A 9,544-nucleotide genomic window follows, 5' to 3' on the forward strand; every position below is an offset into this window, starting at 1 on the left:
GCTGGCCCCCCTGTAGGAGCTGGCTTGCCAGCGATGAGGCCCGCCAGCGCAACACAACGCTGAAGACCGTCATCGCCCGGCACCTTGCAGAAAACGGATAGTGGTCTGCACGCAACGGATATTGCCCCTTCAACCCCCGCCCTAGCATGAGCCTGCCTGATAAAAACAATGGAGGCGGCGGCCATGTCCCTGCGACCCGAATACCTTCACTCCCTGCTTGAAGAAGATAAAGAGCAAGGCGTCTACCGTTGCAAGCGGGAGATGTTCACCGACCCCCGGCTGTTCGACCTGGAGATGCAACACATCTTCGAAGGCAACTGGCTGTACCTGGCCCACGAGAGCCAGATCCCCAACAACAACGATTACTACACCACCACCATGGGCCGCCAATCGATCTTTATTGCGCGCAACAAGGACGGGGTGCTCAACGCCTTTCTCAACGCCTGCAGCCACCGCGGCGCCATGCTCTGTCGACACAAGACCGGCAACAAGTCGTCCTACACCTGCCCGTTCCACGGCTGGACCTTCAACAACTCCGGCAAGCTGCTCAAGGTCAAGGACCCGGCCGCCGCAGGTTACCCGTCGAGCTTCAACTGCGAAGGCTCCCACGACCTGACCAAGGTGGCGCGTTTCGAGTCCTATCGCGGCTTCCTGTTCGGCAGCCTCAAGGCCGATGTGGTGCCACTGGTGGAGCACCTGGGCGAGTCGGCGAAGATCATCGACATGATCGTCGACCAGTCCGTCGACGGCCTGGAAGTGCTGCGCGGCTCCTCGAGCTACATCTACGAAGGCAACTGGAAACTCACCGCCGAAAACGGCGCCGACGGCTACCACGTGAGCTCGGTGCACTGGAACTACGCCGCCACCCAGAACCAGCGCAAACAGCGTGAGGCGGGCGAAGACATCCGCACCATGAGCGCCGGCAGCTGGGCCAAGCAGGGCGGTGGTTTCTACTCCTTCGACAAGGGCCACATGCTGCTCTGGACCCGCTGGTCCAACCCCGAAGACCGCCCGCTTTACGAGCGCCGCGACGAACTGGCCCAGGACTTCGGCCAGGCCCGCGCCGACTGGATGATCGAGAACTCGCGCAACCTGTGCCTGTACCCCAACGTCTACCTGATGGACCAGTTCAGCTCGCAGATCCGCATTGCCCGGCCGATCTCCGTGGACCGCACCGAAATCACCATCTACTGCATCGCGCCCAAGGGCGAAAGCGACCACGCCCGCTCCAGCCGCATTCGCCAGTACGAAGACTTCTTCAACGTCAGCGGCATGGCCACCCCCGACGACCTGGAGGAATTCCGTTCCTGCCAGATGGGCTACCAGGGCAGCACCAGCGCCTGGAACGACATGTCCCGCGGGGCCGAGCACTGGGTCGAAGGCCCGGACGAGGCGGCGAAAGAGATTGACCTGCACCCGATCCTCAGCGGCGTGCGCACCGAAGACGAAGGCCTGTTCGTGATGCAGCACAAGTACTGGCAGGAAACCATGCTCCGCGCCCTGGCGGCCGACGAGTCCCGCAAGATTGCCGTGGAGGCCGTGCAATGAGCCTTTCCTACGACGCCGTGCGCGACTTTCTGTACCGCGAGGCCCGCTACCTGGACGACAAGGACTGGGACAGCTGGCTGGAACTCTATGCCCCCGACGCCACCTTCTGGATGCCGTCCTGGGATGACAACGACGAGCTGACCGAAGACCCGCAGCGGGAAATTTCGCTGATCTGGTACGGCAACCGTTGCGGCCTGGAAGACCGGGTGTTCCGGATCAAGACCGAACGCTCCAGCGCGAGCATTCCCGACACCCGCACCTCGCACAACCTGAGCAACATCGAGCTGCTGGAACAGGCCGACGGCCTGTGCACGGTGCGCTTCAACTGGCACACCCTGAGCTTTCGTTACAAGACCGTGGACAGCTACTTCGGCAGCAGTTTCTACACCTTGGATGTGCGCGGCGACAACCCGCTGATCAAGGCCAAGAAAGTCATCCTGAAGAACGATTACGTTCGCCAGGTCGTCGATTTCTACCACCTCTGAGGCGACTGCCATGACCCATCAAATCGCACTCAACTTCGAAGACGGGGTGACCCGTTTCGTCGCCGCCAACGCCGGGGAAACCGTGGCCGACGCAGCCTATCGCCAAGGCATCAACATCCCCCTGGACTGCCGCGACGGCGCCTGCGGCACCTGCAAATGCTTTGCCGAGGCAGGGCGTTATGACCTGGGCGAGGAATACATCGAAGACGCCTTGACCGCCGACGAGGCCGAGCAGGGTTTTGTCCTCACATGCCAGATGCGCGCCTTGAGCGATTGCGTGGTGCGGGTGCCGGCCTCGTCCGACGTTTGCCGCACGGCGCAGGCGACCTTCAGTGCCAGCATCAGCGCGGTGCGCCAGCTCTCCGACAGCACCATCGCCCTGTCGATCAAGGGCGAGTCCCTGAGCAAGCTGGCGTTTCTGCCGGGGCAGTACGTCAACCTCGGGGTGCCCGGCAGCGAGCAGACCCGGGCCTATTCCTTCAGCTCCCTGCAGCGCGACGGCGAGGTCAGCTTCCTGATCCGCAACGTGCCCGGCGGCTTGATGAGCAGCTTCCTTACCGGGCGGGCCTTGGCCGGCGACAGCATGACCCTGGCCGGCCCCCTGGGCAGCTTCTACCTGCGGGACATTCGCCGGCCGCTGTTGCTACTGGCCGGCGGCACCGGCCTTGCGCCCTTTACCGCGATGCTGGAGAAGATTGCCGAGCAGGGCAGCGAGCACCCATTGCACCTGATCTACGGCGTGACCAACGACTTCGACCTGGTGGAGCTGGACCGCCTGGAAGCCTTGGCCGCGCGCATCCCCAACTTCAGCTTCAGCGCCTGCGTTGCCAACCCCGAGAGCCAGCACCCGCTCAAGGGCTACGTGACCCAGCACATCGAACCCCAGCACCTGAATGACGGGGATGTGGATGTGTACCTGTGCGGCCCGCCGCCGATGGTCGAGGCCGTGAGCCAGTTCATCCGCGAACAAGGCATCGCCCCGGCGAACTTCTACTACGAGAAGTTCGCCGCCAGCGCCGCCTGAGCCCATATCGCCGTTGTAGGAGCCGGCTTGCCGGCGATGAGGCCCGCATCAACACCCAGCTCCTCAACCCTAACCCCGAGGTCGCCATGAACCGCTTCCCAAACAAAGTCGCCCTGGTCACCGGCGCCGCCCAAGGCATCGGCCGGCGTGTCGCCGAGCGCCTGGCCGAGGAGGGCGCCAGCCTGATCCTGGTGGACCGCTCCGAACTGGTGTTCGAACTCCAGGCCGAACTGGCCGCCCAGTACGCGGTGCTGGCCCTGACCGCCGACCTTGAGCAATACGCCGAATGCGAACGCGTCATGGCCGCCGCTGTCGAGCGTTTCGGCCGCCTCGACGTGCTGGTCAACAACGTCGGCGGCACCATCTGGGCCAAACCCTTCGAGCACTACGAGCCGGCGCAGATCGAAGCCGAAGTCCGCCGTTCGTTGTTCCCGACCCTGTGGTGCTGCCACGCCGCGCTGCCGTTCATGCTGGAGCAGGGCAGCGGCGCCATCGTCAACGTTTCGTCCATTGCCACCCGCAGCATCAACCGCGTGCCCTATGGCGCGGCCAAGGGTGGGGTGAATGCCCTGACCGCCTGCCTGGCCTTCGAAACCGCCGGGCGCGGCGTCCGGGTCAATGCCACCGCCCCCGGCGGCACCGAAGCGCCGCCACGACGCATCCCCCGCAACAGCGCCGAACAGAGCCCGGAAGAGAAAGTCTGGTACCAGCAGATTGTCGATCAGACCCTCGACAGCTCCCAGATGAAACGCTACGGCACCATCGACGAACAGGCCGCGGCGATCCTCTTCCTGGCCTCCGACGAAGCCTCCTACATCACCGGCATGGTCATGCCCGTAGGCGGTGGCGACCAAGGCTGACCCCCTATGTAGGAGCCGGCTTGCCGGTGCCCGCTTGCCGGCGATGAGGGCCTTGGATGTTGCATAGGCCTTGAGGGCGCCATCGCTGGCAAGCCAGCTCCTACAGGGGGCAGGGTGTTGCAGGGGTTTTGTAGGAGCCCGCTTGCCGGCGATCCGCCACGCCAAGGTCCCCCTGAATCAACCCCCAACCTCAACCCCCAAACAACACGTCCACCCGGTCTCTAAAAACAACAACAAGAGTCAGATGCCATGCGAAAAATAGACAGCAATACCCTGATCGACGAGGCGCGTTTCAACGCCTTCCACTGGCGCGTGCTGTTCTGGTGCGCGCTGATCATCATCTTCGACGGCTACGACCTGGTGATCTACGGCGTGGTGCTGCCGGTGCTGATGCAGGAGTGGGGCCTGACCCCGCTGCAGGCCGGGACACTGGGCAGTTACGCGTTGTTCGGCATGATGTTCGGCGCGCTGTTTTTCGGTTCGCTGTCGGACCGTATCGGGCGCAAGAAAGTGATCGCCGTCTGCGTGATCCTGTTCAGCGGCTTTACCGTGCTCAACGGCTTTGCCCGCAACCCCACGGAGTTCGGCATCTGCCGCTTTATCGCCGGCCTCGGCATCGGCGGGGTGATGCCCAACGTGGTGGCGTTGATGAGCGAATACGCGCCGAAGAAAATCCGCAGCACCCTGGTGGCGATCATGTTCAGCGGCTATTCGGTGGGGGGCATGCTGTCGGCCGGCCTGGGCATTGTGCTGCTGCCGAATTTCGGCTGGCAGTCGGTGTTCTATGTGGCGGTGATTCCCTTGCTGCTGTTGCCGCTGATCCTCAAGTTCCTCCCAGAGTCGGTGGGTTTCATGCTGCGCCAGGGGCGGGAGGAAGAGGCGCGGCAGGTGTTGCAGCGCATCGAACCGAGCTTTGTGCCGCAAGCCGGCGACGTGTTCATCAAGGCCGCGCTCAAAGCTCCGGGCACGCCGGTGGTGCAGCTGTTTCGCGATGGCCGGGCCCTGAGTACCTTGATGCTCTGGGTCGCATTTTTCTGCTGCCTGTTGATGGTCTACGCCCTCAATTCCTGGTTGCCCAAGCTGATGGCCAGCGCCGGTTATGGGCTGGGGTCGAGCCTGATGTTCCTGCTGGTGCTGAACTTCGGGGCGATCTTCGGCGCCGTGGGCGGTGGCTGGATCGGTGACCGGCTGAAGCTGCAAAAAGTCCTGGTGGCGTTCTTTGTGGTGGCGGCGCTGTCCATCAGCCTGCTGGGCTTCAAGAGCCCGACGGCGGTGCTTTACGGCTTGATCGCGATTGCCGGCGCCACCACCATCGGCACGCAGATCCTGGCCTATGCTTGCGTCGCCCAGTTCTACCCGATGGCCATGCGTTCCACCGGCCTTGGCTGGGCCTCGGGCATCGGGCGCAGCGGGGCGATTGTCGGGCCGATCCTGGGAGGTGCCCTGGTGGGCATCCAGTTGCCGTTGCACTACAACTTCATGGCTTTCGCCATTCCCGGTGCGGTGGCGGCCCTGGCCATGTGTTTTGTCTATCAGCGCCCGGCTCGGACTCAGCCCCTGGCCGAGGCCAGCGCCTAGTCCGTCACAGGGCGGTGCGGCGAGCACGGATGCCGCCGCGCCGCCCGCGGTTTTGGAGTGAGCATGAACAGCCTGTTCAAGGACTTTTCCCTGTCGGCCGTGGTGGCCGGCTTTATCGCCACGCTGATTTCCTACGCCGGGCCCCTGGTGATTATCTTCCAGGCGGCCAAGGCTGCCGGTTTGCCCGAGGAGGTGCTGGCGTCCTGGGTCTGGGCCATTTCCATCGGCAGCGGAGTGCTGGGCATCGTCCTCAGCCTGCGCTTCAAGGTGCCGGTGATCATCGCCTGGTCGGCGCCGGGCTCGGCGTTGCTGGTGGCGCTGTTGCCGGGCATCAGCCTGAATGAAGCGGTGGGCGCCTACCTGGTGGCCAGTGCGCTGATTCTGCTGGTGGGGCTCTGCGGTATTTTCGACAAGGTCATCGGCAAGCTGCCGGCGGCGATTTCCGCAGCGATGCTGGCGGGGATCCTCTTCAGTTTCGGCACCCAACTGTTCCGCTCCATGGCCGACAAGCCGCTGCTGGTGGGGGCCATGTTCGCCACCTACTTGCTGTTCAAGCGGGTGTTGCCGCGCTACGCAGTGTTGGCGGTGCTGCTGGTGGGCTGCGGTATTTCCTTGGGTGCCGGGGAGATCCAGCAGTCGGCCCTGGTGATCGGCCTGGCCACGCCCCACTGGATCAGCCCGGCTTTCAGTTGGCATGGGCTGTTCAACGTGGCGCTGCCGTTGGTGGTGGTGGCCCTGACCGGGCAATTTGTCCCGGGCATCGCCGTGCTGCGCAACGACGGCTATCAAACCCCGGCCAGCCCGATCATCGCCAGCACGGGCCTGGCCAGCCTGGTGCTGGCGCCGTTCGGCTGCCACGGCCTGACCCTGGCGGCGATCACCGCGGCCATCTGCACCGGGCGCGAGGCCCATGCCGACCCGGCCAAGCGCTACATGGCCGGGGTCATGGGCGGGGTGTTTTACCTGGTGCTGGGGATCTTCGGCGCGACCCTGGTTTCCCTGTTCAGCGCCTTCCCCCGGGAGCTGATCGCGGCCCTGGCGGGCTTGGCGCTGTTCGCGGCCATTGGCGGTGCCTTGAGCGGTGCCATGGCGGTGCCCCATGACCGCGAGGCCGCGCTGATCACCTTTCTGGTCACGGCCTCGGGCATGTCTTTGTTCGGCTTGTCGGCGGCGTTCTGGGGGCTGATCTTCGGCCTCGCTGCCCACGCCGTGCTGACCCTGCGCCGCCCACGGCTAGCGGCGGCCGCAGCGGAAAGGGTTCAGACCCGGAACTGATCCACCAGGCGCAGTTGCTGGGTCGCCAGGTCGTTGAGCTGGGTGCTGACCTGGGCCGATTCGTCGGCCTGGCCGCTCAGGGTTTCGGTGACCTGACGGATCGCCGCCACGTTGCGATTGACCTCTTCGGCGACCACGCTCTGCTCCTCGGCGGCGCTGGCGATTTGCAGGTTCATGTCGCTGATCACCAGCACCGCCTGGCTGATTCGCTGCAACGCCGCCACCGCATCCTGCACTTGGCTGGCGCTGTCCTGGGCCTGGCTGTGGCTGCTGTGCATCGACGTCACCAGCGCCTGGGTACTGCCCTGGATCTGCTCGATCACCCCGCGAATTTGCTCGATGGAATCCTGGGTGCGCCGTGCCAGGTTGCGCACCTCATCGGCCACCACGGCAAAACCGCGTCCGCTTTCCCCGGCCCGGGCGGCTTCGATGGCAGCGTTCAGGGCCAGCAGGTTGGTCTGCTCGGCGATGCTGCGGATCACCTCCAGCACCTGGCCGATTTGCACGCTGTTGGCCGCCAGGGTCTGCACCTGGCCCATGGATTGGCCGACATCCGCCGCCAGGTGCTCGATGGCCCGGGTGCTGTGGGCAATGATCTGCAAGCCGTCCTGGGTCGACTGGTCGGCGCCCTTGGCCGCCTGGGCGGCACTGGCTGCGCTTTGCGCCACGTCCTGGGCGGTGGCGCTCATTTGATGGGCGGCGGTGGCCACCTGGTCGATCTCGCGGAACTGGGTCTGCATGCCCTGGCTGGTGAGGCGGGCGATGTTCGACGACTGATCGGCCGTGCCTCGGGCTTCGGTGATGCTCAGTTTGATGTCGCGGATCAGCGGCTGCAGCTTGTCGAGGAAGCGGTTGAAGCCTTGCACCAACTCGCCCAATTCATCCCGGCGGCTGTAGCCCAGGCGCTGGGTCAGGTCGCCGTCGCCGCTGGCGATGCCCTGGAGCATGGCCGCCACCTGCTTGATCGGCCGGGTGGCGCTGCCGGCACACAGGCCCATCAGCAGCAGGCCGAGGGCGGCGGCCAGGGCAGTCACCAGCAGGGTCTTGAGCAGGTTGTCGTGCTGGGCACTTTCCAGCAGCCGTTGCAGGCTCAGGGCATCGGCCTGTTGCACCTGTTTCGGCAGGTCGATCACCACCGCCCAGGGGCTGGCGCCGGCAATCGGCGGCACCGGGAACAGCGCGCGGATCGACTCGCCTTGGTCCAGGGTCTGCGGCTGATTGCTGCGCAGCTGTTGCAGCAGCGCCTCGCCGGATGCACCGAGGGCGTTTTGCACCTTCTGCCCGAGCTTGTCGGGGGCGCCGCTGGCGCCGGCCAGCACGCCACTGCTGGAGAGGATCAGCATGTTGCCGGCACCCTCGAACAGCTCGCGGCGGGCATCCACGGCGGCGGCTTGCAGGGTGTCCAGGGCGATATCGACACCGACCACGCCGATCACCTGGCCGTCCACCCGTAAGGGCTGGGAGATGGAGGTCATGACCAGGGTCTGGCCACTGACGGCGTCGGCGTAGGGTTCCAGCAGGCAGGTCTTGCCGGTGTTTTTCGGGCAACTGTAGAAGGCGTTGTAGGGCGCGCCGCTGATGCCGGGGGCGTCGTTGTTGATGTCCTGCTCGGCCACGGCCAGGTTCTGCCCGCTGCCGCCGGAGCGGTTCCAGTAGCTGGCGAAACGCCCTTGCTCATTGGAGCCCGGGGTGCGGTTGCCGGCAAATTCGGCGTCGCGGCCGTCAAGGCCGTTGGCTTCCATCACCAGCCACACGCCGAGCAGCGTCGGGTTGTGCTCGAAGGCATTGCGCAGGCTTTGGTTGACCTCATGGCGCAGCGTTTCGGGGCTCAGCGATTGGCTGTGCAGCAGGCCGCGCAGTTGCAGGAGCTGGGCGTTGAGGCCATTGACCACCTGCAGGCTCTCGGAAAAATTGCGCTGCAGCAGTTGGGCCTTTTCCGCCGCCTTGGCCTGCAATAGGTTCTGCACCCCGTGTGTGAGCATCTGGCTGCTGGCGTCCTTGACCTGCTGGTTGGTGGCGGCGCTTTGGTAGAGGTTCATGCCCACCACCAGCGCGATCACACTCAACAGGCAAACCCCCGACAGCAGGACGATTTTGAGGCGGATGGTCAGTCGCTCGAACATGGCACGGCACTCGCTGGCTGGAAGGGCGGGGCGAGGGCGGTGAAAGGCCTTCGCACCAAACGAAAAGCCACGGAGCAAGGCCTGTGCCAGTCAATGGCACTTAGCCAAGTTATTGAATTTTAAGGCGTGTATCGGTGTTGGTACGGGGGTGGTGGGGGCGCGGTGTCGCAGTTTGCGAACGTCTTGAGACGCTGTCGCAAGGGGGCGGGTGATCATCGGTGGGTAAATGAATCATTTCCGATACAACACTTACCCATTCTTTACATAGAAACCGTGCTCAAAGCGAAAAGCACACTGTCTGAACTGCCAAGAAAGTTTCTTTCTTATGGACTATGAGAGTGAGCACATGATGGTGAAGCGAATTACCCAAGCAGCGGCGTTGATCGCCCTGTTGTCATCCCTGTCGGGCTGCTGGATGTTCTTCCCGCCGGGCGGTGGTGGTGGCGGTCATGGCGGTGGCCACGGCGGTGGTCCCGGTGGCTACGACGGCGGTGGCCGTGGCGGCCCCGGCGGTGGCGATCGCCGCTGACCCGACCCCACACCAAGCACAGCACCCTCCACCTGTAGGAGCTGGCTTGCCAGCGATAGCGTCCGCAAGATCGCCATCGCCGGCAAGCCGGCTCCTACACGGTGTGTGATGGTCGCAGGGTA

At 64.7% G+C, this 9,544-nt stretch carries 8 protein-coding genes and 1 pseudogene; 7 read left to right on the plus strand and 2 right to left on the minus strand.

Annotated features, from left to right (window positions below):
* Positions 1-183 precede the first annotated feature (183 nt).
* The 6 genes from benA to M1B35_RS28625 all read left to right on the plus strand — a co-directional run bounded on the left by benA (position 184) and on the right by M1B35_RS28625 (position 6,770).
* Entirely contained in the window at positions 184-1,548 is a 1,365-nt protein-coding gene (benA, locus tag M1B35_RS28600) for a benzoate 1,2-dioxygenase large subunit (protein ID WP_268263723.1), read from the plus strand.
* Complete coding sequence (benB, locus tag M1B35_RS28605) at positions 1,545-2,033, plus strand: benzoate 1,2-dioxygenase small subunit (protein WP_123335602.1); 489 nt, start codon at positions 1,545-1,547, stop codon at positions 2,031-2,033. The genes benA and benB overlap by 4 nt, the downstream gene beginning before the upstream one ends.
* 10 nt (positions 2,034-2,043) lie before the next feature.
* On the plus strand, positions 2,044-3,057 hold the full coding sequence (gene benC / locus M1B35_RS28610; protein ID WP_268263724.1) for a benzoate 1,2-dioxygenase electron transfer component BenC: 1,014 nt from the start codon (positions 2,044-2,046) through the stop codon (positions 3,055-3,057).
* An 86-nt stretch (positions 3,058-3,143) separates the two neighbouring features.
* Positions 3,144-3,917: a 1,6-dihydroxycyclohexa-2,4-diene-1-carboxylate dehydrogenase gene (locus M1B35_RS28615; protein WP_268263725.1), complete on the plus strand. Its 774-nt coding sequence runs from the start codon at positions 3,144-3,146 to the stop codon at positions 3,915-3,917.
* A gap of 249 nt (positions 3,918-4,166) precedes the next feature.
* On the plus strand, positions 4,167-5,495 hold the full coding sequence (locus M1B35_RS28620; RefSeq protein WP_268263726.1) for an MFS transporter: 1,329 nt from the start codon (positions 4,167-4,169) through the stop codon (positions 5,493-5,495).
* A 63-nt stretch (positions 5,496-5,558) separates the two neighbouring features.
* Positions 5,559-6,770 (plus strand): benzoate/H(+) symporter BenE family transporter, encoded by a 1,212-nt coding sequence (locus tag M1B35_RS28625; RefSeq protein ID WP_268263727.1) that lies wholly within the window; start codon positions 5,559-5,561, stop codon positions 6,768-6,770.
* Here the strand turns inward: M1B35_RS28625 and M1B35_RS32445 are convergent.
* Positions 6,755-7,510, minus strand: coding sequence for a methyl-accepting chemotaxis protein (locus M1B35_RS32445; RefSeq protein WP_425273458.1), 756 nt, complete (start codon positions 7,508-7,510; stop codon positions 6,755-6,757). The genes M1B35_RS28625 and M1B35_RS32445 overlap by 16 nt on opposite strands.
* Before the next feature lie 102 nt (positions 7,511-7,612).
* Positions 7,613-8,893 (minus strand): annotated as a pseudogene (locus M1B35_RS32450) (methyl-accepting chemotaxis protein); the annotation flags it as partial.
* A 325-nt stretch (positions 8,894-9,218) separates the two neighbouring features.
* Here M1B35_RS32450 and M1B35_RS28635 point away from each other — a divergent pair.
* Entirely contained in the window at positions 9,219-9,422 is a 204-nt protein-coding gene (locus M1B35_RS28635; RefSeq protein ID WP_259740441.1) for a hypothetical protein, read from the plus strand.
* Positions 9,423-9,544: the final 122 nt, after the last annotated feature.

Source organism: Pseudomonas morbosilactucae (genome assembly GCF_023241665.1).
Classification (GTDB): Bacteria; Pseudomonadota; Gammaproteobacteria; order Pseudomonadales; family Pseudomonadaceae; genus Aquipseudomonas; species Aquipseudomonas morbosilactucae.

Bases quoted from the DNA above. Each gene is read 5' to 3' on its own strand.
- M1B35_RS28620 (WP_268263726.1), top strand. From the start codon at position 4,167: ATGCGAAAAATAGACAGCAATACCCTGATCGACGAGGCGCGTTTCAAC.
- M1B35_RS28635 (WP_259740441.1), top strand. From the start codon at position 9,219: ATGGACTATGAGAGTGAGCACATGATGGTGAAGCGAATTACCCAAGCA.
- M1B35_RS32445 (WP_425273458.1), bottom strand. From the start codon at position 7,510: ATGCAGACCCAGTTCCGCGAGATCGACCAGGTGGCCACCGCCGCCCAT.
- benC (WP_268263724.1), top strand. From the start codon at position 2,044: ATGACCCATCAAATCGCACTCAACTTCGAAGACGGGGTGACCCGTTTC.
- benA (WP_268263723.1), top strand. From the start codon at position 184: ATGTCCCTGCGACCCGAATACCTTCACTCCCTGCTTGAAGAAGATAAA.
- M1B35_RS28625 (WP_268263727.1), top strand. From the start codon at position 5,559: ATGAACAGCCTGTTCAAGGACTTTTCCCTGTCGGCCGTGGTGGCCGGC.
- benB (WP_123335602.1), top strand. From the start codon at position 1,545: ATGAGCCTTTCCTACGACGCCGTGCGCGACTTTCTGTACCGCGAGGCC.
- M1B35_RS28615 (WP_268263725.1), top strand. From the start codon at position 3,144: ATGAACCGCTTCCCAAACAAAGTCGCCCTGGTCACCGGCGCCGCCCAA.